Raw genomic sequence first — 23131 nt, forward strand, 5'->3', positions numbered from 1 at the left:
TTCTAACTCCATTTCCTTAGATACTTTTTCGCCGACAAATAATAGATAAAAATTGAGACCGCACAAACCAGTGATACGATCATATTAATCACCATGGCAATCGGTCGAGCGGAAAGATCTGCAGAAATGAAATTCAGGTAGGCCCAGACCGGCATGGTCTTGGGATAAGTTGCACCTAATAAATAAGGTACTTCAAAGGCACCAAAGGAATAAGCAAACACAAGCGCAGAAGCAGATATGATACTTGGCATGCTTAAAGGGAGGATAACGTGGAAGAATACTTGCCCCGGTGAAGCTTTGAGATTTTGGGCCGCTTCTCCTAACTTTGTGTGGATGTTTCTCATGACGGTATAAACCATAAAAGTCACAAAGGGTATTTCCTTCCAAATATAGATCAGAATAATTCCCAGAGCATTTTGTGTATAAAAAAAAGCTGGAAAGGAGGCTGTATCTGATATTAAGCCTCCTTTTAGTAATAGACGGGAGAGGATTCCTCCTTGGGAGAGAATAAAGACGATCATCAGAGCCACGACTAGATGAGGCACAGCAATTGGGAATTTATAAAGGAACGCTATAAAACTCTTCTTAACCGAAGTCCTTAACAGGTAATAAGCCAGAAATGTTCCGCTGACCGTGGCTATGGTTGTGGAAAGGAGGGCAATATAAAAGGTGTAGCTAAGAGATTTGAAAAACTCCGGTTTATTTAACACTTCCCGATAATACTTAAAGGTTAAATCCTCTTGTCCGATAGCTGGAAAATAACCTAAGCTCTGGATAAATGCTAAGATAAAGCCCCCCAAGAAGAAAATAAGAATAACAGACAAGGCCGGTGTGAGATAGAGATACGCTTTTAACGAATCTCTACTGACCACTTTGGATGACCTGTTCTTTCCACAATTCTTCGATAACCGGTATATAGGCTGCTGAGATTTCCGGGAGTCGATGAGTCTGAAGCTCTTCCGTTGAGAGAGTGGCAATTCCGGGGTTTATCCCTTCAAGGTCTTTAAGTGACTGAGGATCCAGCTTATTTACATCAAGAGAGATTAAATCTCCCCAATTCTTAGGTTCATACTTACTTAATTGAGCTTCAGGGCTCAACATAAAATCAGCTAAGGCTAGCGCCCCATTTTTGTTGGCAGCATTGAAAGGAATCGCCAGGAAGTGAGTATTTCCGATCGTCCCGTTATTCCATAGGTTGGTGCGTACGCTATTGGGCAAAAGTCCCTGCTCGATCATCCCTGAAAAAATAGCGGGATTGTAGGACATCGTAATGTCTACTTCTCCATCAGCAAAGAGTTGGTGCAATGCCGCAATGGAAGATGGGTAAGTTTTTCCTTGACGCCATAGGTAGCCTTTAGCAGCTCCTAAATAATCCCACAAAGGTTGCAACTGCTTATTAAGTGTTGCTTTATTCACTTGTTCTGTATAAGGAAAAGCTTGGTAACCTCCACACAGCTCATACATCAATTGCCTGACAAAAACACTTCCTGTGAAATCCGGCAATTCCGGATAAGTAAATCTTCCTGGATGCTTCTTTAGCCACTCCAGCAGTTCAGCGCTGGATTTAGGGGGATTCTTTACTTTAGTCGTATCAGAGGCAAAAACGAATTGCGCTTTTCCGTAAGGAACTTCATATCCTTCAACAGGGAATCCGAAATCATTAGCAATATCCGGTGCCGTTTTATCGACGTAATTTTGATAGTTGGGGACTTTATCCGCAAAGGGTCCCCAAAGCAAGTTGGCCTGACGAGCTGTACGGAAATTTTCTCCATTGATCCATACGAGGTCGATAGAGCCTTCCTGCTTGTTCGCTTGTTTCTCTCCGATGAGCTTATTCAAGTACTCATCCGGCCCCATGGGAACGCGATTCACCTTAACCCCATATTCCTTCAGCATGGAACTCGCTACAACTGCATCAACCCATGTGTTAGTCCGCTCATCCCCGCCCCACATATAAAAATTCACCGTAGTCCCCTTGGCCTCTGACAGAATAGTCGTCCACTCTTTATCCAGGGGATTATTTTGAACCTGGCCTGGGGTTGGCACAGACGAATTGCTGGCACATCCTGTCAACAGCACACTAAGCGTCAGAAGTATCCTCAATAATTTCTTCACTGGTCTATCTTCCTTCTCTCTTTTTACTGAATAACTCATAACCATTGAACTCTTTCAACTAAATATAAATTCTCTGCGCGAGTGACTTTCCTGCCACACTTTCCCAGCCCAAGCGGGATCTGTCAGTAAAGTCCTTCCGATCCCTACTAAATCCGCAGTATCACTAGTGATTATCTCATTCGCCGCTGACCGTGTCTTAATTCCCCCTGTTACCATTACCGGAATATCAACCACTGGTTTTATCGCTCTTGCCATATAGGTAAAGAATCCTTCAGGTCCGCTCTTGAGATACCCGCAGAGCCCTCCTGATAGATCCAAACAATCTATGCCTGCTTCTCCAAGCCGGGGAGTGGCTTCTACACTGTCATGGATATGATTCCCGCCAAATAAGCGATCATCAGCTCCCAGTCTATAAAATAAGGGCATATTTACTCCAATTGCTTTTCTCACGATGCTTATAACTTCAAGTGGAAACCGTAAGCGTCGTTCTAAAGTTCCACCATATTCATCCCCACGTACATTCGTCAAAGGAGAATAAAATTGGTTCAACAAATAACCATGTGCCCCGTGAATCTCGACGAAATCAAATCCTGCCTGTTTTGCTCGCCGCGCAGCTCTTCCGAAGTCAGCAACGATTCTTCTGATCTCTTCTCTGCTTAATTCACTGGGAGGATTTCCGGTCTCTTCTTGCTTTTGACCAAATCGAGAAAGATAAGGAGATCGTATCCCCGAAGGAGCAGAGGGCGAGTGAAGAGCTCTGGCTCCGGCATGACTGATTTGGATTCCCACCGGTACCCCTTCCTTATGGATCATAGTTACAAGTTTCTTCAACCCATCGACCATTGAATTCTTATGAATTCCCAACTGCTGGGGATGAACTTTCCCTTTGGTATTAACGTAGGCATGTTCGACTATGATAAGCCCCAGCCCCGCCCTGCCCCGCCATTTCATTGTCGGATCTTGCCCGGGATATACACGGGCTCGAAGTAAATAATGGTCTATTAATTTGGAAGTAACTTCACCTTTTTCTGTGGCAATATCAAGTGCCATAGGAGGCATCACTATACGATTACTAAGGAAAAGATTTCTGATTTGGAGAGGAGAAAATAAATGACTCATAGTTCTATCAACATCCCATCATAAGCTAAGGACACATTAGGATAGCTCTCAAGCTCTGCTTCGATTTGGGCAACCGTCGTTGGTGTACTGTAATGCATCGCCAGATGCGTGAGAATCGTGTGTTCAGCTCTAACCATATTTCCTAACTTGATGGCTTCGACCATGGACATATGGCTATGGGGATACCAATTCTCCCCATGAAAGGTTGAATCACAAATCAAAGCATCAACCCCTTGAATTCTCTCGGCTGTTGACTCCGGCAATCCAGATGTATCTGTGAAATAAGCTACTCTTTTTTCCGCTTCCAGAAGAATACCCGCGGTCGGGATACTATGCCTGGCCGGTAAGCCAGTGAGCTTTACCTCTCCAAATTGATAGGTCCGCTCAAATTCCCAGGTTTCAATTTTAAAGACATCCTCTAAAAAAGGGTAAGCCGACCGGAATTCCTCCACTGAACCAGGGGGTAAGAAGAGCCTTAGGGGTCGTTTCCGGCTGAGTTTAATATAGAATTCAAGGTCTCCGATCCCGCCAAAATGATCATAATGCCAGTGTGTGATAAAAAGATAATCCAGAGATTTGATCCGCTCTTTGATTAACTGGCTTCTCAAATCGGGGGAAGCATCGATTAGTAATCTTTCATGTCCAATATCAAGGACTGCCCCGCTGCGAGTCCGGGCCAGGTGGGGCTTTTCTTTAGCTTCCAGACAGGCAATACAGTCACAGTAAAATGATGGCACTCCCGGGCCGGCTCCGGTTCCCAATAACTGAAATCTAACCGTCATATTAGTTCCTCCTGAATTCTTCAGAAACGCATATCAGTAAACTAGTTCAAGGACACTATTCTAAATATAGGACAACTGAATCGCTTGTTCAGAACACTGTCCGACACAGGTATAACAAGCACTGCAAGCTTCAGGATGAACAGCTGTTGCCACTTTCCGGCCATCCTTTTCGACCATTTCCAATACCCCGGTAGGACAAAAATCTACACACAAGCCATCCCCAAGGCACTGATCCGAGTCAATAAAGATTTCTACCCTCGCTGCACTGTCCCCTTTGCTCTCTGGTCGCCTCGAACCAATCTTATCCATAACAGGGTGAAGATAGATTTTCTTCCTCTCTTCAGGTATACTCTTCTGAGCTAACTTCTGAAGAGATTGCGCCATAGGTTCCAGTAAATGAGTCGGAACGGATAGATAGAGTTCAAAATCATCAATTTCACTGGAAGCGCGAGCCCCATAACAACCAAAGGAAATATTCATTTCTCCTGTATTCATTGGTTGAACGATCAAATCGGCACATGTCGAGTTGAACCCTGAGGTTTTAAAGGCTTGGCGTTCTCCATTATGATAGGTTTGAGCACAACAGAGCCACATCGCTTGCTCAGGCCATATGGTAAAAACCACCACATCCGGTTCAAATGTTGCTTTATCCAGAGGGGCAAGCAGGGTCGCTTCATAGCTTCCAGCCTTAAATTCGGAGCGGGAGCTGATCATCTTTCGGGCGGTTTCGATGTTTGGCATTTTTTTAAACAGGAGATATAGATCTCCTGATCTAAGCTTGGCTGACATTTCTACCAAGCCCAGGATACCCGACCCGTCTGGACAGGCGTGACTGCGAGGCGGCATATATAGACAATTCCCTCGTCTTGCCGTAATAATCGATTGGCAATGTCGTAAGGGCACAGGTGGTTCGAACATCTGCGAAGGTCTCTCTTCTCCAGGTCTCATCATTCTCACTGCCACCGGATCCCAACGAAGTGAGAGAGTCTCTTTGAAAATTTTCATCATCTCTTGGTAATCCAAATTTTATCCCTTCCTCTCAGCTGCTTCTAACCCAGCGTCCACTAGTCTGCCATGACCCGTTCCCAAAGTTTTTCTCCTTCCGGACCATCAAACATCCTTTTAGCCTTGTTCTTCAGCCCCTCGAAATCCTGGTCTAAATCAAGCAACAAATTTAAGACATGCTTTGTTGGAACACGACCGGAATTTTTACTAAGATTCAGAACACAACTCAAACAATAGGACGCCATAATTTTCGCACCGGAACGCTTAATTTCATCCAAACGAGACTTTACCATATTATCTGCCAATTCAGGTTGAAAGTGCGTAACCTGACCACCGCTGCCGCAGCAAGCCGTCGTCTTCCGGCTATGCTCCATTTCAACAAGCTGATACCCTCTTTTCTTGAGAGCAGCGCGAGTTTGGCTCGCAAAAATTTCTTCAAAACGATCTGGACAAGAATCATGAATTGTCACAAGTTTCAATGGATCCGACTCTGTTTTTTTCAATACAGGAGAATCACCTAAAGCCTCATAGATGGTCATTAAAGTGATTCCCAGGTCACCCACGGCAGGCCTAAGCTGATAGTAGCAACTTGGACAGGCAACAATCAGTGATCTTACTTTAAGCTTTTCAAGCTTCTCCATAAGATAACTAGCATAGTCATCTCCTCGCCTCTGTAAACCCAATTGATACAAGGGCTTACCGCAGCAATCTGTCAGAAGCGTGAGCTCTGGATACCTTTGGTTAAGGTTATTAAAAGCTGCTTTTGTTAACTCCGGAGAATAAGTGAGTAATGTACATCCTGGGAAAAAAGCAACGGGGCTAGGCTGATCAAGAGAAAATTCTTCGTAATGAGTGCCATTTAATTCTCGGTAAAGAGTCATTACATTCAAATCTCGGTCTGGGAACATATACTTAAATTCGTCGATTAAAATCTCATTATCTTCAACAGCTTTTGTCCTTGCTTCAGCGAACATAGTTCTTGGGCTTAATGAAGCCGGACATACCGCCTCACACAAACCACAGAGAGAGCATGCATAGGCCTCCTCAACAGTGGGTTGACGCATGGCAATGCTGACTAGATCTTCACCAATTTGCTCCAACATTGGACATTCAGCAATGCATTGTCCGCAATTAAGACAATTGTCACCAATTTCTTGACAGGCATTATTCAATTTCTGAGAAGAACTCATACATGTCTCCCTTCTATCATTTCTTAATTAGCTATGCTTTTCTCCTGAAAGGCTTTCTTATGCGTTATGAGTGAACTCGTTCAACCAAAGCTGAACATCTGGTCTTCAGATTGGGACTCTACCCCACCTGAAGTTTTACGAAGAACCATATAGTGGGGCTCTTAAAAACCGGATCATCGTCAGACGGTTTCTCTCACAGGGGGTAAAGCGTGAGATTTCAGGCCTAAATCATCTAAAAGACTAATCGTTCTTAGCGGGACAATCACCTCTGGGTCGTTCTTTGCTGCCAATGCTATACCTTGAAGAACTGGCAACTGACTTGCCAGGTCTACAGGGATATCCACATCAGGAACCATTTCTACATAACCAAAAGGAATTTCATCTTTGGCAGCCTTAGTTACCAGCATATCTAATGCTGTGATTCCGTTTAGATTATAAAATACGTTATTGAAATTAAAGTTTGTCGTACAGGTTAAACCTACGAGAGAAAAACCGCCTTCCTGGCAGGCTGCTTCCACGAGGGAAGCCCCAATGAGCGTGCCATCGCTTCCCCTAACTTCGCGGATAGCGCCCTTTTGTCCGGATTCCGTGAGGCTAAGTTTCTCTAACTTGTTTAGCGCCTCTCGGAGAATATGGAGTTGCAATGTTGGTAAATCTCCACCGCTTATGAGTACCGCATCTGCCAATCGTTCGTCTGACCCTGATTTGAGAATAAAATCCGTTGCATATTGCATGCAATCATCGAAGCTACCTCCCTGATCTGAGAAAACCCCGGCAATTCTCAGCGGATATTTAACTTGGGTCAAAATGGAGTCAAGGTATGAGCGATCTCCATCTTGGTTATAACAAATCCAAATATCCTCTTCTTCGACAGAAAGACAAACATCAATGACGTCTAGAATACAGGCTTGATAAAACGCATTGGCTTCTTCGGGCGTAAGAATTCCTCCGCGAGCTTCAGTCAAACGGGTCTTACACACTCCGACTTTAGGCACCTTGGTAAAAACAATGATCGCTTTTTTCATCTTAAATTCCTCCAATATATTTCATAGAGATTGGTTTGCAGTCCTCTTTGTCCGGACATTCACTGCATTGTTCTCTGTATGGCTCTGGTAATTCGAGAAAACTAAAGGCTTTAAACCCCATGTTTATATAAAAATCAGTTGCATACCCTCTTGCTACCGTCGTAATGTGATAAGATTCCTGGGGTTCAAATTGCGATAGAAGATTTTTACAACATTCCCATGGATTCCGAACTATTTCTGTCATAAGAAGTCGCCCTATTCCTTGACGGAGACTGTCTTGCTTAACCCCTAGTACCTCGAGAAAAAAACGTCTCTTTTCATACTCAACAACCTTGGCTCCTGCTACTACCCTTTCATTTTCTTTGACGATTACCTGATCTTCAATCTCACCGGGAAAACCCATCCCATACTCCATGAGAATTTCACTTAGCTCAAATTCATCCTGTGGTTCAGCAAAAAGTATCCTAGCTACCACAATCATCTCCTACTTTCGTACCCCAGTAATTTTTTTGTCATAGTTGAAACAGCAAAATTAAGCGCTAAGACTTATAACTTTGGTAATACGCAAGAATTATGCCAACCCGAAAATCTGCGTAATTCGACCATCCATGGCCGTATTTTAGACTTTTCAGCGTCTTACGTTTTCTTAATTTAAGTTTCATTTTGGGGTTTTTTTTCATTTTGAGACTACTTAGGCTTACTGAAAATCAGACAATGTTTAACCCATATTCTAATTTTTTTGTACCATGGGACATTTAACATTAGAAAAAACCTCCCGAATTAATATAAACAGGGAGGTTTTTTCTAATGGGACGATTCCTGTCATTTTACTATTGTTGCGCACTCACCAGCATCCCCTTTGAGGATTTGAGTAGCCCTCTCTTCTTCGGCAATCGAAATAACTGCATGATCCATCAAATATTGGGCCGCTTTATCCGCTTTTAAATCAAACAACACTTTCTCAACTAGTGGACCTAGGTTCTCTCTTGCATTTTCTTTATCCATGCCGATGCTAGTAGCAAAGGACTCAAGACCGTAATTTAATTCCTCCTCATTGACCTCAAAACCCCTTTCTTCAATAAGCTTTTCAAATATATATCTTGATTTGGTTAAGAATTTGGCGTCTTCCCACATTTGCTTTTTGAGGATCGCTAGGTTGCTATTAGTCATTTGAAGATACTGCTCTACGCTTCCTCCTTGGGATGCCAATTCATTGGAGAACTGTTCAAGCATCATATGGGCCTGCTCCATTATTACGGATTCGGGAACGAAGAACACACACGTATCCATTAACTTTTTAATGACAGCCTGTTTTTGCTCATTTGAAGAACGCTGGTAAGCCATTTCAAGCAGCTCTTTTTTAGTCTCTAAACGCAATTCCTCCAGGTTATTCACGTTTCCTATTTCCTGAGCAAATTGGTCGTTTAGTTCTCTAATTTGAATGTTTTCGATTTTTTTAACAAGTACTTTGAATAGAGCCTTTTTACCTGCCAATTGTGGCACTTGATATTCCTTAGGGAAGCTAATTTCAACATTTAACTTATCGCCTTTTTTCACACCTAGTAGTTTATCCTCGAAACCGGGAAATAAAATGTCCGAACCAAGAACTAGTTTGAAATCTTCTTGGCTATCAATATCGGAATCGCTGTCTTCTACTGTACACTTATAATCGAAAGTTACTGTATCTCCAAGAACAGCAGGTTCAGTCGGTTTATCGATTACTATTTTATTTTTCGAACGTAAGGCTTGCAAATACTTCTCGATATCTTTTTCAGTCACTTCATTAATCTTTGGCACCGATATCTCCAATCCTTCAAGCTTTCCAAGGATAACTTCAGGTTTAACTGGCACACGAACCTTGACATTAATCGGTTCTCCTTTTAGGATGTAACCCACTTCAATATCGGGTTCACCAATTGGTTTTAGCTCCAAGTGCTTAATAGCAGCATAATATTCATCAGGCACAACAAAATCAATGGCATCTGCAAGAAAGATTTCCGGTCCAAATTTTGATTCTAACATTGCTCGAGGTGCACTCCCCTGGCGAAAACCAGGGATATTGTAGTTCTTAGCATTTTTTTTGTAGGATTTTTCAATACTTTTTTCAAATTTTTCTGCTTCAATTACAAAATCGAAGTAAGCTTCACTGTTTTCCGTCTTTTCTAAAGTTGCATTCATGAGTTCCTACTCCTTCTAATTAATAATTATGATGCGGGTTACAACCCTAATCCAATTTACTTATTCACTCTTTTATGCCTAAAAGTGCATAAACTAACCATCCCTTATACCGGATCTTCATATAGTTTTAGATAAAGCTCATATCCTTCCTCTCCCTCAAACATCGCAGCAGCCTTTCCTTTGACTTCTTCATAGTTCTCTTCGAAGCCAAGTAAGATATTAAGTGCATGACGCACCTTAATTTTACTCTCGGCAATATTCCCAAAATTAAGTACGCAAGCATGACAGTAGGCCAATAAAACATCTGCTCCGGCCTCTTTTGCTTCCTCTAAATTCTGCTCTTCATGCTCTGTGGACCATTCCGGTCGAAAATGGCCGAGTTGACCGCTACTTCCACAGCAAACAGAATCTCTACCTTGATGTTTCATTTCGACTCTCTGATAACCTAACTGATCCAGTGCCTCCCCGACCTGCTTCCCGTATACTCCTTCAAATCGATCAGGACAGGAATCATGAATAGCATATACTTCAGAGCTTTGCTTTGGAATAAATTCGTCTTGTAAAGCTTCGTAGACTGTTATGATTTCTATATCCTGAAAGGCCGCTTCTTTTTTAAATTGGTAATAGCAATTTGGGCAAGCAATGACAAGGCACTTTACCCCTAACAGGCGTGCCTTTTCTCTTAAGTCTGCTTTAATCTTATCTCCTCTTTCGGGAAGACCGATATGATACATTGGAATTCCACAACAATCAGCCAAGAACAAAGGACTATCATTTTTCTGGGCTAAAGTCTTGTAAACCTTTTTGGTCAATTCAGGGGAATAAGTCAACATGGTACACCCGGGTAAAAAGGCCGTATCTGCTGGCAAGGAGTAGTTAAGCTCAGAATAATCAATTCTATAGTAATCCCTGAAAATGCTCATTACCGTAACTCCCCGGTCTGGGAAAAGGTATTTGTATTCATCGAGGTCAATTTCACCATTTTTAACAGCCTCCACTCGTCGTTGCCCAAACATCCGAAAGGGGCTCAATCCGACTGTGCAGACAGCCTCACATTTACCGCAGAGAGCACACCCATAGGCCTCATAAAATTCAACACCTCTTGCTGCAATACTCCCTGGTGACATGTCAAGCTCTGATAAGATGCGGCAACTTTCAGCACATTCCCCGCAACTCACACATAATTCAGCAATCTCTTTTTCCCAGTTCTTCTTTTCCTGCTTCAATTGAAATCTCACCTTCGATTTCTCTTGCAATCAAGCTCTTTCGTAATTAGTGGACCAAACGGATGAAGCCACTCCATAGTGGCTGTTATTGGCAAATTGTTTCGCTTTAATTAATCATTAACTGTCCAAGAATATATTTCTTATGCATGACAGAGCATTTCAATTCACCTTCTAAAGTTCGGCCGCCAACTTATCCAACCTTACGGATAAGCTAGCCATCTCTTCAATACTGGCATTGACCTCTTCACTGGCCGCTGCCATTTCTCCAATAGATTGCAGTACTACTTCTGAAGATTCGGTAGTATTCCCCACAGAGTTTTGAATTTGTTTCGTAAGGTCCCTAATCTTTACCACCGTCTTTCGAGATTCTTCGGATAGTTTTCTAATTTCTTCTGCTACAACTCCGAATCCCCTTCCCGAATCGCCAGCTCTGGCTGCCTCGATAGCAGCATTCAGCCCCAGCATATTGGTCTGATCAGCAATCTCTTTAATGAAGCTCATGACTTGATCAATATTGTCCGTTAAAACTTTTACGTTCTGGACTTCTGTATTCAAGTGACTTTGGTTCCGATTAATCTCGGTGGCCGACGCCGTGATCTCCTGCATGGCGGCAGATACTCCAGTCAATCCCTCGCCTTGCTTTTTGGACATTTCTTTAAGATTGGTTGCCAGCTGACGGGGCAGGATTAACCCTAAAGAAGCGATGGCCTCACCCGTATCCTCATCAAACATAGGGGTACACGTGACTAAAGACGGGATTCCATAATATGATTTATCGATTTCAGTCACAAATTCTCTGCCTGTTTTCACCGCTTGAAGTGCAAGCTCGTCAGCCGGCTCTTCTATCCGTATTTTTTGAATATCAAATTTTCGGGATCCTTGCTTATGCCGGTACACTTTTTTATCATTAATAAACATCACGCCGCCTTCAGGCAAGAGATTGGCCAGAATCGGAGCGTAATACTTAAAAGAGCTGGCAAGTGGATGCCTGCGTGGCAAGGCGAAAGCCCAGGTTCCTTCGACATTGGAGTCATCATCGGCCCAGATCGGACCGCTGACAAACATCACTCTCACACCATAGACACTGGCATCATATTTAATAACCTCTACCTCTCTATTTTTCAACGCTCGGTCGGCCGCCCCCCCAGCCTTGATCGGATCCCCCACATTCACATTCAACGCCTCAAATTTTTCAGAAACTCGGTAGGTTACTTTTTCTAAATCACTCAGAAAGAAAACAGCCCCTTCCGAATACGTTGTAATCACAAAAGAAAAGAGAGCTTTTATTAATTCCGTTTCTCTGGCATGAACTCTAATTTGTTCCATACTTTTCCCTCCATTAACGGCCATCTTGACCAAATTACCGGCAACTTCTTCAATGGACTAACTGCAGAACTTAGAAAAGGCAAATATAAAACCTCTGAAAATTCTATTTTCGACAGACTTTGACCCTTGTCCACAACCCTCTTTTCCTTGTGACACAGATCTGCTTTCCTATGCCATTGATATGTCAGATATTTATTGCAATAAACATGCCAACTTTAATGACCAACTCCGCTTTGGCTATATTCCTGGGTTATTCAATTCTTTCCCTCAATTATGATGGTGAGTTCAATCTCTTTTTGAGATTTTATTGATATTTTTCCTTGCAAATAATTCAAATTTATTCCTAAATGAGCTTACCTTATGCCTATTTCTCTTTTGCGACAAAATTCCTTTTTTAGAATTGTCATGATTACAGAACATTTCTTTGCTCATACATGGGACTGTTTATCGGCCGGTCTCTCGGACACAACAAAAATCCTTCTCATGACAATGAAAAATGCCCGCATGAGAGACAACACTGTACTTAGATGTTTTAAACGTCAAATTCTTATAAAAAAAGCACCTGCCTTAATTCAGCAGATGCGATTAAAAGTAGAATATATACAGATGGCGTCGGATACCATGAGAACTATTAGAAACATCAATTGCAAAGCGTCGGTTAACCCTCAATAGTCTTGAGGTAATTATCTCAATCCTAATGTTTATTGGTATGTGCAGAGTTTTTGACACTTGATTCGTTATCATTTGGTCAAGCCCTTTGTCAGATAAGGACACATACGAGTATCAACCTCCCATATTTTTACGACTTTTATTGAGCAACTCTCTAAAAGTTATGTTTCTGACGAAGATTATAATTCACAACGATTCCAGAATGACCTTGTTTTTCTTTATACTCCCGATGATGATTCCCACGGTAGTGAAAATAAGGGCCAGAATATGTATCCAACCAATTGTCTCATTTAAAAAGACGACACCACCGATCATGCCCGCAAAAGGCATACCGTTTAAAAACATAGCCGTTCTGTTGGCACCCAAATGTTTAATACCATCATTCCAGCCCAATGTCCCTAAGGCTGTAGCTCCCCAGGCTGATAATAATAAGATAAGTACAGCCGTTGAAGATAAATGAATCTGTCCATAAACCGAAGGCCCAAAGGAAGCCAGCGTTCCGATATTTAACAATACCCCTCCTATTAAGGTGGAATAGGCGGTCACTACTAAGGTTGGAATCGTCGTTTCCAACAATTTTTTTATAAGCAACCCCCCAATGACATAGGTCAACATGGCTAATAACATAATGACATCTCCGATTAACGAAAATTCGAAAGAGCCATCTGGGGATTTCGAGAATACTACCAAAACAACCCCTGCAAATCCTAATAGAATTCCAAGCCCTAAATTCCTTGTAAATTTTTCGTTTACAAAGATGGATGCCAACAGAGCAGTTGTCAGAGGATTTAAGCCGAGAATAAGGGAAGCATTTGTGGATGATGTCACAGAAACTCCATAGCCCAGAAGCAACTGATGTATGCAAACAGAGATTAATCCAATCCCAAAAAGCAATCCCCACTGTTGTTTAGTTGGATTATACAATCCGTATTTTTTAAAAACAAAAGCTAACAAGAAAATTCCCGCAAGGGGCATTCGTATTGCGCCTACCAATATTGGCGACATCTGCTGTGTTAGGAACTTAATCATTACGACATTCAAACCCCATGACATGACAACTAGCACCAATGTCAGATAAATTAGCTTCTTTCCTGTCGGCATTGTGATTATCTCCATCCTTTATGTAACTTCAACATGCAGCGTCCAATCTTTTTGGTCTCCTGCTCTAGCATTATAATAGCACTTCTCTGCCTGGATATCTCTCATGAATTGCAGAAAGAAATGCGAGGTAACGTTGCCTCGCGGATTTTGGACAACGCACAATAATCCCGCTTATCATGAGCGAGATTATTGGTAGCCGTGGGCAGAACGGATCTCCACTCCGTCAAAACCTGCTTCCTTTACACGGCGGGCAGCATCCTGAAAGGCTGGACGATACCGGTAATTTCCTGTAGGGTAAGCTCTTTAGGGGTATTTCCATTCCAAGGATGGGGAACTGACTACAACGGGATTAATGTGAATGAGTGGTGTTCATTAATTCAGTATGAACCGTTTTTAATAATTCTGGAATTTCTAAAGTCTGTGGGCAATTTTCTGTGCAAATTCCACAAGACACACATTGATCCCCACCACTACCAGCAGGTACCAAATTACTTTGATAGACAATTGCGTCTATGACATGTGATTTCATAAGCTGTTGACTGTTATATAGCTTAAATATTTCAGGAATTGCTACCCCTTGTGGACAGGGCATACAGTATCTGCAGCCGGTACAGCCAATGCTGTTTTTGGCTTCATAAGCCTCACGAATCTTTTCAATCAAATTCAAGTCCTCTTCTGACATAACATTTGGAGCAGCATCTTCAAAAATTCTCAGATTATCCTTTAATTGCTGCATAGTGCTTGTACCGCTCAAAATTACGGATACTTCCGGCATGTTGTAAAGCCACCTAAAACACCATTCTACCAAAGAGCGCTTTTCCGGATATAGATTAATTAAATCCTGTGCTTCCTTTGGAACAGTATTTAGGATATAACCCCCTCTAAGCGGTTCCATTATAACTGTAGCTAAGCCTTTATTTGCAGCATAAATTAGACCTTCAAGACCCACTTGTTGTTTCACATCCAGTATATTAAGCTGAATTTGAGCCATCTCCCATTCATAGCTGTCAACGATTTCTTTGAATGCCTCAAAGGTATTGTGAATAGAAAAAGCTTTATGAGCTATTTTCCCCTTTTCAATCATTTTATCTAAGAAACTCAGACCATCAAATTTCTTAACCTTCTCCCAATGACCATGATTCATATTATGCAGAAGATACACATCAATATGATCTGTTCCAAGTCGTATTAACTCTTCATCCAGATACTTTTCGAAGTCTTCATATTTATCGATATTCCAAATAGGGCTTTTGGTCGCTAAATAAATTTTATTTCTATAGCCATCTTTTAAAGCTTTTCCTGTTATGATCTCGCTATCTTTGTAAACAAATGCTGTATCAAGGTAATTCACTCCATTATCAATAGCGTAACGTACCATTTCAATAGCTTCTTTTTCATCAGAAGGAAACCGCATACAACCAAGTCCAAATCTAGATACTTTCATCCCTGTTTTCCCATATTGTACGTATTCCATATTTTCAACTTCTTTCCATTTTTGTTTATTCCTTTTGAAAATTATCTTCCGTCATATCCTGACCAAGTATGCAAGACATGCTTTGCACATCATGTCATTTTTCCTTTTAGTATATCTCCACTTTCCCAGAATTTTAAAAAATCCTGTTAAGCTAGTTTGATTGTATATCTTAGAGTTGACTCGAAGTCAACAATTTTGTTTCTTAAAAACCACCCAATTTAACAACCTGAAGTAATTCTTCATAATACGCCTTATCTGTTGTTCCAAATATTAAACTGAGTCTGCTATAAAAGTTTTGAAGTTAAATGGGTCTTTCGAAATGACTCTAAAAAATACTCCATAGCTTTATCCGAATCACATTTAAAGTAGTCACACCATTTCTCATTGAAAACAACAAACGCAATCATTGGGACAAAACCAGTGAAAAATTCATAAACTAGCTCGCGCTGATGTTCTGGAGAATTCTCCTCAATTTCACCTGACTCATTTTTAGTTTCAATTAGAATATCCTCCCATATGGAAAAGGAGATGAAAAAATGAGCACCATCTTAGAATGTAACGATCTTACCCAAAAATTCGGAAGTAAAGCAGCCGTATCTTCCGTTAATCTAAAGATAGAGCGCGGGCAAATCGTAGGGCTTTTGGGACCTAACGGCAGCGGAAAAAGCACCCTGATTAAGCTTGCCAACGAACTCTTAACCCCCACCAGTGGAAATATTCTCATTGGAGGTAAGAAACCAGGCGTTGAGACAAAGAAAATCATATCCTACCTCCCAGAAAAGACGTATTTGAATGAATGGATGCACGTAAACCAAATCATTGAGCTATTCTCTGATTTCTATGATAATTTTAAAACAGAAAAGGCTTATGACATGCTTAAAAGCCTCAATATCAACCCTAACGACAGACTGAAAACCATGTCCAAAGGAACGAAGGAAAAAGTGCAGTTAATTCTTGTTATGAGCCGCGAAGCAGAACTTTATCTTTTGGATGAGCCAATAGGTGGAGTGGACCCAGCAGCAAGGGACTATATTCTTAACACTGGGATCACACGTCTCACCCTCTACCCTGATATCACTGAGATCGCCAGAGAAATTGAGTTAGAGGTTGAAGATGAAGGACAGCTTCCACCGCCCACAGTCACCCCGAGTTCCGTATTAAAGATCACTTCGCCTTATATCAAAGGTTAGGAAGAAAAATTTCGCTATTATCCTACAGCCTATCAATGAACATTGAGTGATCCAAAGAACTCCCCCTATGAAGAAGTGTGTTGCTATTGAAATGATATCCAGAGATATAAGCTATAAAGGAAAATGCCTGTCAGTTCATTGAATTGAAGGGCATTTTCCTTTATAGCTTCATAAACTCCATTCCATGGGGAACACCATAATAATCGTTACTCATGAACAGACATTGCTGATTATACTCGCCGTATAGTTGGTTTCCGAGATGGCAGGCTAGAAAAAGACGAGATGGTATCTGCAATGTAACTATGGCCAATACTAAGGTGTAAAGAAAATCAAGGGAGAGGTGGCCATTTTGATGGAGGATTTCAATAATATTGAAGCTGAGTCCGATCAGCAGCAAAATGCAGCTAATACCGCAGAAGGTTCAATTCCATTTACCGATCTTTTTTCGTTGCAATTTAGGCAACAGTATACACAGTTTGATTCCATTGACGAATTGCTGTCATCTGGTGGATTTGAAGTAAATTCCGAAGAAGATTATGAGGCTATCTCAGATGAAGACATAGATGCTCATGTAGTAAAAACTACCAAATTTAATTCTTGGAAAGAAATGCTTACGAACGCGATAGCTACAGGATTTACTATGAAATAGGGTTGATATGGGAAATTGCGTTTTCTTGATTGGTGTTAAATAGTAAAACAAGGTGTTCCGCCAAACAGCGAAACACCTTGTTTTTGTGTGTTAAGGCAGTATGCACAGCCGTGCAAGCAGGTGTCATACACCCCAATATCCTTACTTTTAATGCAACCACACTCTGAACGTTGTGATTTATCCTTAACCCCTGGAACATCTTGACCAAATACTCGTCGGATATACTGGTTGTCGCATGATATCCTTATCCACCATGACTGTATTCCTCCTTAGCCAACTCGTAATCTCGAGTTAACTGCATAGTCAGGATGAGTTTTTATCACACATTCAATAAAATCGCTATGTTTACAAGGAAATCATTTTAAAACAGATGACATGCGACCCAATGATCGGGAGAAACTTCTTTTAGTTTCGGTGTATTTAGTTTGCAAGGTCCAAACTCCTTAAAACAGCGGGAACTGAAGCGGCAGCCGGCGGGGGGGTTAATGGGACTGGGCACGTCGCCCTTTAAGATAATGCGTTCCTTTTTCTCCGAATTAATGACGGGAATAGCCGAAAGTAAGGCCTGAGTGTAAGGGTTCAGGGGGTTGGCGTAAAGCTCTTTTTTCGGAGCGATTTCAACCAGTTTCCCTAAATACATCACCCCTACCCTGTCGCTGATGTGTTTGACTACCCCTAAGCCATGAGCAATAAACAGATAGGTAAGCTTGAACTCTTCCTTTAAATCATCGAGGAGATTTAAAACCTGGGCTTGGATGGAAACATCCAGGGCGGAAACCGGCTCATCACAGACGATTAGCTTGGGCTCCACAGCCAGGGCACGGGCAATCCCCACCCGCTGCCTCTGACCGCCGGAGAACTCATGCGGAAAGCGGTTGCGCTGGTGCCTTGCCAGGCCTACACAGTTTAAGAGAAAGATGACACGCTCTTCCACTTCACTCATCGGCAGCAGCTTGTTGATGATGATCGGTTCGGCGATGATATCCCCAATGGTCATTCGTGGATTCAAAGAAGCGTAAGGATCCTGGAAAATCATCTGGATATCCTTGCAATAGGAACGGCGCTGTTTTTTATTTAGAGCGGACAGTTCCTTGCCCTCAAAAAATATCTTTCCGCTTGTAGGAGTGTAAAGGTTGACCAGTATTTTACCCAAGGTTGTTTTCCCGCAACCCGATTCGCCAACTAAACCGAAGGCCTCCCCTTTGTTAATGGCAAAGGATACTTCATCAACTGCTTTTAAAACGGAAACGGGCTTGCCGCGCCAATCAGTATCAATGGTAAAATACTTGGAAAGGTCTTGAACTTTCATTAGTACTTCGTTCATTTTGCGCTCAATTCCCCTTCCTCGGCTTTGTCATATAAAAAGCAACGTACCTTGTGCCCATTTATCTCTTGCAACTCCGGCATTTCTTTGGTGCAACGTTCCATGCAACGGTCGCAGCGATCGGAAAAGGAACATCCTGGCGGCATATGCAAGGGATTAGGCACCATACCTTTGATCATGTATAAATGTTCATCACTCTCATTATCGATTTGGGGAATGGATTGCAGCAAACCCACGGTGTAAGGATGTTGGGGGTGCTCAAAAAGGGTCTTCACGTCGGCTTCCTCCACAATTTTACCGCAGTACATTACGATAACGCGATCGGCTGCTTCGTAAACAACACCTAAATCATGGGTAATGAGCAGAACAGCCATATTAAACTTTTCCCGCATTTGATAAAGCAGCTCCAGAATCTGAGCCTGAATCGTTACATCCAGTGCCGTAGTCGGTTCGTCGGCAATCAAAAGATCCGGTTCGCAGGAAAGTGCCATAGCGGTCATAACTCTCTGGCGCATACCGCCGCTCATCTGGTGGGGATAGTCGTTGGCACGTTCGGCTGGGGAAGGTATGCCAACTGTATCCAGCATTTCAACAGTGCGTGCCAGGGCTTCTTTTTTGGAGATTTTCATATGCGTCATAATGTTTTCCATGATCTGATCCTTGATACGCCAAACCGGATTTAAAGACGTCATGGGTTCTTGGAATATCATGGAGATCTTATTGCCACGGATTTGTTGCAGTTCTTTTTGGCTCAACTTAGTCAAATCCTGAGATTTAAATAAGATTTCTCCGCCGGCAACTCCGCCCGGTTTCTGGATGAGTCCCATAAGGGAAAGGGATGTCACGCTTTTTCCTGAGCCGGATTCGCCAACAATGGCTAGAATCTCGCCTTTATCTATAGTAAAACTGACATCATCGACGGCCCTTACAGTGCCACGTTTCAGTTTGAATTCCGTTCTTAAATTTTTAACTTCCAGTAACATCCTATTCACCACCCTTATTTTATTCTGGATTTCGGATCTAGGGCATCTCGAAGTCCGTCGCCAAACAGGTTAAACGCCAGTACAGTAATGGTGATAGCAATACCGGGGAAAATCAGTGTATAAGGTGCAGTAAAAATAAAACCCCTTGCTCTGCCCAGCATATCGCCCCACTCGGCAAACGGTGGCTGAACACCCAAACCTAAAAAGCCAAGCGCTGCAGTGTCTAGCACAGCACTGGATATGCCCAGAGTGGCCCGGACGACAATCAGGGAAATAATATTCGGTAAAATATGCTTGAAAATAATACGACTGTCTCCATTGCCGATGACCCTTGCAGCTTGGACATAGTCATTTTCTTTGACGGAAAGAATACTTCCCCGAACTATTCGGGCATATTCCGGAATGGAAACTAGACCGATAGCGATGACTGCCTTGTCCAATCCCTTGCCCAGCGCCGCCATAAAGGCAATGGCCAGCAAAATAGACGGAATGGCCAGCATTACATCCATTGTCCGCATAATGAAAGCATCCGTCTTGCCACCCCGGTACCCCGCAATGGATCCTAACAGAACTCCGATGGAAAGAGAAATCGCAACGGCCGTAACTCCTACGAACAGAGAGATCTTTGTGCCGTCAATAATTCTGCTGAACACGTCTCTGCCCAGTTGATCCGTTCCGAACCAGTGCTCCGCATTTGGCCAAATAAAGCTTTTAGTCATATCGGAATAATTGGGATCATAGGGCAATATCTGTATTCCTATTAGTTCACTTATCCATACAGTAACAGCAATCAGAGCCAGCAAAGCGATGATAACCAGACCAACAACTGCGGCCTTATTCTGCCTAAGGGTTTCCCACATTTCTTTCAGCTGCGATTCCGGTTTCTCCACATATTCTGCAGCCTGCATCAAATTCTCAGCTGAATTCGCACTATTATCTTTAGCCACAAGCTACACCTCTTTTTTAGAATATTTAATACGTGGATCAAGGAATGCATAGAACACATCAACAATCAAGTTTACAAGCACGAAAATTGAAGCAATGAGCAAGACAACCCCCTGCACCACAGGAAAATCCGACTTTAGGATACAGGCCACGGTGTAGGCACCGATCCCGGGCCAGGAGAACACTGTTTCCGTTAGTACAGCACCGCCGAGAAGACTGCCAAGTTGAAGCCCAATAACCGTGACGATGGGAATCAAGCCATTGCGAAGGGCATGCCTAATAATCACTCTGCCTTCTGAAATTCCTTTGGCTCTGGCAGTGCGAATAAAATCCTGCTGCAAGGTTTCCAGCATACTAGAGCGGGTCATCCTGGCAATGATGGCCATGGAATACATTGCCAGAGCACTTGCCGGCAGCACCAAATGCCGAAAAGCATCCTTAAAGCCGTCCATATTATTTGTCACCAGACTATCGATTAAATAAAAACCCGTAATATCCAACGGCTGCAACAAAGGGTCAATTCTTCCGCTCGAGGGAAGCCAATGTAAGGTGCCTGAAAAGAAAATAATCAGCAAAATACCAAGCCAGAAAATCGGCATCGAAACGCCGATGAGAGCAATAAACATACCGGCATTATCAAAAATCGAGTTCTTTTTCACCGCAGAAATCACTCCTATAAGGATACCGAAAAAAGAAGCAAGCATTATAGCAACTAAAGCCAACTCGATGGTGGCAGGAAAACGGGCAAAAATCTCTTTAGTGACGGGCATCTTGGTATAGTAAGAAATACCTAGATCGCCGGTTAGAGCACCTGTAATATAATGAAAATACTGCAGGTAAATCGGATCATTCAGTCCATTTGCCTGTCGCCACACCTCGACAGCTTCCTGTGTTGCGTGCTGGCCCAAAACAATCGGAGCGGGATCCGGTGAAAAGACACGCATGATGAGAAACACAATAATGGAAACCCCAATCAATACGGGAATTAACATCAAGATTCGTTTAAAGATATATTTGAGCATTTACAACAACCTTTCAGCAAAAAACAAAACCGGGAACCGGTTTGAAAACCGGTTCTCGGCAGCCTAAATTCACAATACGAAAGCAGAGTTATTTCTTCGATACGCCAACAAACGGTGTGACACCGGTCATATGGAAGTAGAAATCACTAATGTTCGGTCTATAGGCACAAAGTGTTTCAGCGTGGGAAACTGGTAGCCATGCAGCGTCTGCAGCAGCCATTTTTTCCAGTTGGGTATAAATCGCAATGCGATCGGCACCGGCAGGAGTTTCCACACCCTTGACAATCAACTTGTTAAATTCAGGATTCTTGTAGAGTGCAACGTTCATGCTAGGGTCTTCGTGAGCTAACAGATACATAAAGTTATCCGGATCTCCGTTATCTCCGATCCAACCATAGAAGCAAATATCATAATTGCCTGCTTTTAATTTTTCCCTATAAGTTGTCCAGTCATAAGAATCGATCGTGCAGGTGACGCCTACTTTGGAAAGATACCCTTGAACCGCTTCAGCCAATGCTTGTCCTGTGGCTGAATTATAGGGTCTGGGGTTGGTGTAAGTCATCAATTTTACGGAAGTTAAGCCTGATGCTTTAATCGCTGTAGCGGCAGCCTCTGCATCATATGGTACTTGAGCGATGCTCTTGTCATACCCTTCCATAAAGGTGGGCAGAATGGAAGTTGCAGGTTCAGAGTAACCTTGATAGAGGCTCTTCACCATTTCTGGGACATTGATAGACTGAGAAATAGCAGCACGGAGCTTAGGATCGTTGAATGGTTTTTTGGATGTATTGTAAGCCATGTAATTGATATTCATACCCGGGGCCTGGAAGATTTTATTGCCTGCGTCAGTGATCTGTTTGACCACAGTAGCATCAATACCATCAATCATATCAGCCTCGCCATTGTTTAAAGCAACTACGCGTGCTGAGTTGTCTTTAATAAATTTGAAGATAACATTCTTGGTAAGGGCCTTGGTTCCCCAGTATTCGTCATTGCGAACTAAAACAATGTTTTCGTCCTTTGCCCAATTTACAAACTTGTAAGGACCTGTACCAACCGGTGCCTGGTTCACATTGTTGTTATTGTCTTTTAAAGCCTTGGGGCTGATAATCGGTGCACTCATAACCATGGCCAGATTGGCGAGGAAAGGCGTGCTGGGAGCTGTCAGATTGACTTTGACTGTGTTCTTGTCCACAACCTGAACATCTTTCACGGAACCGTAAACAAACGATGCGTAAGCCATGTCCGCAGTCACCTGGGGAGGCAACTGGCGATCGATGTTAAATTTCACAGCATCGGCATCAAAATCAGTGCCGTCATGGAATTTTACGCCCTCTTGCAGATGGAAGGTATATGTAAGGCCGTCCGGACTCACATCCCAACTTTTAGCAAGAGAAGGCTCAACCTTTGTGGAATCTTTGCTGTACTTTAGAAGCCCATCATAGATATTGATCATTACTTTAGCCGACTCACCGTCGTCGACCATTGCCGGGTCCAACCCTCTTGGCTCTGCGCCCTGGGCATAGATCAGGGTATCGCTTGCCTTTGGTGTGGTGTCGCTGCTTTCCTTAGGCCCTCCGCAGCCAGTTAAGGAAATCCCGACGAGAGCTACTGACAGAACAAGAGCAGCAATCCTTTTGAATTTCTTCATTTTTCTCTCCCCTTTTTTACTTTCTGATTCCGAATACAATATACAATCACTTTTTTAATAGTAACACTCTAAATTTGTATGCGCAATACTTCATCTGCTAATAAAACTATAATTTCTATTTAATTATTTGATAATTGAAAATTACAAGCAGATATCC

The 23131-nt window shown here is 42.5% G+C and carries 21 protein-coding genes and 1 pseudogene; 2 read left to right on the forward strand and 20 right to left on the reverse strand.

The features are described 5' to 3' along the window. Positions 1–2: 2 nt before the first annotated feature. The 14 genes and pseudogenes from LJE72_RS04535 to LJE72_RS04595 all read right to left on the reverse strand — a co-directional run bounded on the left by LJE72_RS04535 (position 3) and on the right by LJE72_RS04595 (position 15210). On the reverse strand, positions 3–872 hold the full coding sequence (locus tag LJE72_RS04535) for an ABC transporter permease (protein ID WP_229246435.1): 870 nt from the start codon (positions 870–872) through the stop codon (positions 3–5). Further along, positions 862–2115 (reverse strand): ABC transporter substrate-binding protein, encoded by a 1254-nt coding sequence (locus tag LJE72_RS04540; RefSeq protein ID WP_229246436.1) that lies wholly within the window; start codon positions 2113–2115, stop codon positions 862–864. The genes LJE72_RS04535 and LJE72_RS04540 overlap by 11 nt, the downstream gene beginning before the upstream one ends. 54 nt (positions 2116–2169) lie before the next feature. Beyond that, positions 2170–3234 (reverse strand): NADH:flavin oxidoreductase, encoded by a 1065-nt coding sequence (locus LJE72_RS04545; protein ID WP_229246437.1) that lies wholly within the window; start codon positions 3232–3234, stop codon positions 2170–2172. Next, complete coding sequence (locus tag LJE72_RS04550; RefSeq protein WP_229246438.1) at positions 3231–4016, reverse strand: MBL fold metallo-hydrolase; 786 nt, start codon at positions 4014–4016, stop codon at positions 3231–3233. Before LJE72_RS04550 ends, LJE72_RS04545 begins: the two co-directional genes overlap by 4 nt. Before the next feature lie 60 nt (positions 4017–4076). After that, a complete protein-coding gene (locus tag LJE72_RS04555; RefSeq protein ID WP_229246439.1) occupies positions 4077–5039 on the reverse strand; it encodes a DUF169 domain-containing protein in 963 nt (320 codons plus the stop codon). A 41-nt stretch (positions 5040–5080) separates the two neighbouring features. After that, positions 5081–6211, reverse strand: a complete 1131-nt coding sequence (locus tag LJE72_RS04560; RefSeq protein ID WP_229246440.1) for a (Fe-S)-binding protein — start codon at positions 6209–6211, stop codon at positions 5081–5083. A gap of 179 nt (positions 6212–6390) precedes the next feature. After that, the gene (locus tag LJE72_RS04565; protein ID WP_229246441.1) at positions 6391–7236 is read right to left on the reverse strand and encodes a TIGR04282 family arsenosugar biosynthesis glycosyltransferase; all 846 of its coding nucleotides are present in this window, start codon (positions 7234–7236) and stop codon (positions 6391–6393) included. Position 7237: 1 nt separating this feature from the next. Then, entirely contained in the window at positions 7238–7717 is a 480-nt protein-coding gene (locus LJE72_RS04570; RefSeq protein ID WP_229246442.1) for a GNAT family N-acetyltransferase, read from the reverse strand. A gap of 341 nt (positions 7718–8058) precedes the next feature. After that, entirely contained in the window at positions 8059–9414 is a 1356-nt protein-coding gene (gene tig, locus LJE72_RS04575) for a trigger factor (RefSeq protein WP_229246443.1), read from the reverse strand. Between the two features lie 104 nt (positions 9415–9518). Continuing rightward, a complete protein-coding gene (locus tag LJE72_RS04580; protein ID WP_229246444.1) occupies positions 9519–10640 on the reverse strand; it encodes a (Fe-S)-binding protein in 1122 nt (373 codons plus the stop codon). Positions 10641–10811: 171 nt separating this feature from the next. After that, a complete protein-coding gene (locus LJE72_RS04585; RefSeq protein ID WP_229246445.1) occupies positions 10812–11966 on the reverse strand; it encodes a methyl-accepting chemotaxis protein in 1155 nt (384 codons plus the stop codon). An 855-nt stretch (positions 11967–12821) separates the two neighbouring features. Next, a complete protein-coding gene (locus LJE72_RS04590; RefSeq protein ID WP_229246446.1) occupies positions 12822–13736 on the reverse strand; it encodes a DMT family transporter in 915 nt (304 codons plus the stop codon). A gap of 192 nt (positions 13737–13928) precedes the next feature. Further along, positions 13929–14071, reverse strand: a pseudogene (locus tag LJE72_RS26475) (oxidoreductase); the annotation flags it as partial. 14 nt (positions 14072–14085) lie between these two features. Beyond that, positions 14086–15210, reverse strand: a complete 1125-nt coding sequence (locus LJE72_RS04595; protein ID WP_229246447.1) for an aldo/keto reductase — start codon at positions 15208–15210, stop codon at positions 14086–14088. A gap of 536 nt (positions 15211–15746) precedes the next feature. Between LJE72_RS04595 and LJE72_RS04600 the strand changes: the two genes are divergently transcribed. Then, positions 15747–16400 carry an ATP-binding cassette domain-containing protein gene (locus tag LJE72_RS04600; RefSeq protein ID WP_229246448.1) on the forward strand — a complete coding sequence of 218 codons (654 nt, stop codon included), beginning with the start codon at positions 15747–15749 and terminating at the stop codon, positions 16398–16400. 352 nt (positions 16401–16752) lie between these two features. Continuing rightward, positions 16753–17049: a hypothetical protein gene (locus tag LJE72_RS04610; protein WP_229246449.1), complete on the forward strand. Its 297-nt coding sequence runs from the start codon at positions 16753–16755 to the stop codon at positions 17047–17049. A 35-nt stretch (positions 17050–17084) separates the two neighbouring features. Here the strand turns inward: LJE72_RS04610 and LJE72_RS04615 are convergent, their stop codons facing one another. The 6 genes from LJE72_RS04615 to LJE72_RS04640 form a co-directional block, all read right to left on the reverse strand. Beyond that, entirely contained in the window at positions 17085–17312 is a 228-nt protein-coding gene (locus tag LJE72_RS04615) for a DUF1848 family protein (RefSeq protein ID WP_312038894.1), read from the reverse strand. A 98-nt stretch (positions 17313–17410) separates the two neighbouring features. Then, complete coding sequence (locus LJE72_RS04620) at positions 17411–18373, reverse strand: ABC transporter ATP-binding protein (protein ID WP_229246450.1); 963 nt, start codon at positions 18371–18373, stop codon at positions 17411–17413. Beyond that, complete coding sequence (locus tag LJE72_RS04625) at positions 18370–19356, reverse strand: ABC transporter ATP-binding protein (RefSeq protein ID WP_229246451.1); 987 nt, start codon at positions 19354–19356, stop codon at positions 18370–18372. Before LJE72_RS04625 ends, LJE72_RS04620 begins: the two co-directional genes overlap by 4 nt. A gap of 14 nt (positions 19357–19370) precedes the next feature. After that, positions 19371–20264, reverse strand: a complete 894-nt coding sequence (locus tag LJE72_RS04630) for an ABC transporter permease (protein ID WP_229246499.1) — start codon at positions 20262–20264, stop codon at positions 19371–19373. Positions 20265–20306: 42 nt separating this feature from the next. Beyond that, complete coding sequence (locus tag LJE72_RS04635) at positions 20307–21323, reverse strand: ABC transporter permease (RefSeq protein ID WP_229246452.1); 1017 nt, start codon at positions 21321–21323, stop codon at positions 20307–20309. Positions 21324–21411: 88 nt separating this feature from the next. Further along, positions 21412–22974 carry an ABC transporter substrate-binding protein gene (locus tag LJE72_RS04640; RefSeq protein WP_229246453.1) on the reverse strand — a complete coding sequence of 521 codons (1563 nt, stop codon included), beginning with the start codon at positions 22972–22974 and terminating at the stop codon, positions 21412–21414. Positions 22975–23131: the final 157 nt, after the last annotated feature.

Source organism: Desulfosporosinus shakirovi, assembly GCF_020595055.1.
Lineage (GTDB): Bacteria > Bacillota > Desulfitobacteriia > Desulfitobacteriales > Desulfitobacteriaceae > Desulfosporosinus > Desulfosporosinus shakirovi.

Coding starts and splice junctions, on each gene's coding strand:
- LJE72_RS04620 (WP_229246450.1), bottom strand. CDS start 18,373: ATGAACGAAGTACTAATGAAAGTTCAAGACCTTTCCAAGTATTTTACC.
- LJE72_RS04630 (WP_229246499.1), bottom strand. CDS start 20,264: ATGCAGGCTGCAGAATATGTGGAGAAACCGGAATCGCAGCTGAAAGAA.
- tig (WP_229246443.1), bottom strand. CDS start 9,414: ATGAATGCAACTTTAGAAAAGACGGAAAACAGTGAAGCTTACTTCGAT.
- LJE72_RS04640 (WP_229246453.1), bottom strand. CDS start 22,974: ATGAAGAAATTCAAAAGGATTGCTGCTCTTGTTCTGTCAGTAGCTCTC.
- LJE72_RS04595 (WP_229246447.1), bottom strand. CDS start 15,210: ATGGAATACGTACAATATGGGAAAACAGGGATGAAAGTATCTAGATTT.
- LJE72_RS04585 (WP_229246445.1), bottom strand. CDS start 11,966: ATGGAACAAATTAGAGTTCATGCCAGAGAAACGGAATTAATAAAAGCT.
- LJE72_RS04565 (WP_229246441.1), bottom strand. CDS start 7,236: ATGAAAAAAGCGATCATTGTTTTTACCAAGGTGCCTAAAGTCGGAGTG.
- LJE72_RS04560 (WP_229246440.1), bottom strand. CDS start 6,211: ATGAGTTCTTCTCAGAAATTGAATAATGCCTGTCAAGAAATTGGTGAC.
- LJE72_RS04590 (WP_229246446.1), bottom strand. CDS start 13,736: ATGCCGACAGGAAAGAAGCTAATTTATCTGACATTGGTGCTAGTTGTC.
- LJE72_RS04545 (WP_229246437.1), bottom strand. CDS start 3,234: ATGAGTCATTTATTTTCTCCTCTCCAAATCAGAAATCTTTTCCTTAGT.
- LJE72_RS04610 (WP_229246449.1), top strand. CDS start 16,753: ATGGAGGATTTCAATAATATTGAAGCTGAGTCCGATCAGCAGCAAAAT.
- LJE72_RS04625 (WP_229246451.1), bottom strand. CDS start 19,356: ATGTTACTGGAAGTTAAAAATTTAAGAACGGAATTCAAACTGAAACGT.
- LJE72_RS04600 (WP_229246448.1), top strand. CDS start 15,747: ATGAGCACCATCTTAGAATGTAACGATCTTACCCAAAAATTCGGAAGT.
- LJE72_RS04635 (WP_229246452.1), bottom strand. CDS start 21,323: ATGCTCAAATATATCTTTAAACGAATCTTGATGTTAATTCCCGTATTG.
- LJE72_RS04550 (WP_229246438.1), bottom strand. CDS start 4,016: ATGACGGTTAGATTTCAGTTATTGGGAACCGGAGCCGGCCCGGGAGTG.
- LJE72_RS04570 (WP_229246442.1), bottom strand. CDS start 7,717: ATGATTGTGGTAGCTAGGATACTTTTTGCTGAACCACAGGATGAATTT.